Annotated in this window: 1 protein-coding gene; it reads right to left on the reverse strand. The window is 44.6% G+C overall.

The genetic code is table 11. The annotated features are described in order from the left end of the window. The coding region (locus DRW42_RS28960) for a beta strand repeat-containing protein (protein WP_244215385.1) at positions 1-1,115 on the reverse strand (1,115 nt) is incomplete at both ends.

Here is a 1,115-nt window from a genome sequence, read left to right on the forward strand (position 1 = left end):
TTATTTTGGGTAATGGTAATATTTGCTGCCGAAGCCACACCTGAGTTTGCAACACCGTTATAGGTATCGTTGCTCAATAAAGAAGTAATGGCTGTTCCGCCTGTGGTACCATTTTGTGTACCTGCATCATTAACAGCTGTTATCGCCCCATTTGCTACGCTAACCGTTACAGTGATTGGATCTGATGTAACGCCATTTAGCGTCAGTGCATAAGTAAAGGTATCTGTTCCTATAAATCCATTTGCAGGAGTATAATTAATTGTACCATTCGCCTGAACGATAGCAGTGCCATTAGTAGGTGCAGTAGCAATGGTTACAGTTGCACCTGATGCTGCCGCACCATCGTTAGCCTTTACGTCAAGATTTTTTAGGGTATTAATAGATGTGTTGAAATTATCGTTTACTCCAGTTGGTTTCACAACAATAGTTGCACTTTGACCAGCAATTGTACTCGAACAACCATTTACATCAGATACACTTACCAGATTATAAGTAAAGGTACCTGGCGCAACAGTAGATTGAGCTATTGTACCTGTTGCTGTGTTACTACTTAAGGTTGTATTGCTTCCACCATTAATATTATAGGTAAATACAAATGGAGCAGTTCCGGCAGTAGCGGTAAAAGTTACATTCGGATTGGTAGCTCCGACATTCACTGTTGTGCTGCCGCTGATTGTTGCACTTGGTAATGCATTTACGGTTACAACAGCCGATCCCGTTGCCGTATTGCTGCATGACGGGGTAACGCCTGTTCCGGTAGCAACCCCAACAAGCGCATAAGTAGTATTTGAGGTAAGGTTACCTGTAGCTAGTGTAGCTGTTCCGGCCGCACTTAAAGTTACAGTCTGGTTGGTGCCTCCATTAATGGTATAGGTAACAACCGCATTGGCTGTACCGCTGAAGGTAATGTTTGTTCCGCTGCCAGAGCAGATGGTAGTTGTACCGCTGATTGTTGCACTTGGTAATGCATTTACGGTTACAACAGCCGATCCCGTTGCCGTATTGCTGCATGATGGGGTAACACCTGTTCCGGTAGCAACACCTACAAGTGCGTAAGTAGTATTGGCCGTCAGGTTCCCGGTCGCAACAGTAGCTGTTCCAGCCGCACTTAAAGT

It is taken from the genome of Pedobacter miscanthi (genome assembly GCF_003315595.1).
GTDB lineage: Bacteria > Bacteroidota > Bacteroidia > Sphingobacteriales > Sphingobacteriaceae > Pedobacter > Pedobacter miscanthi.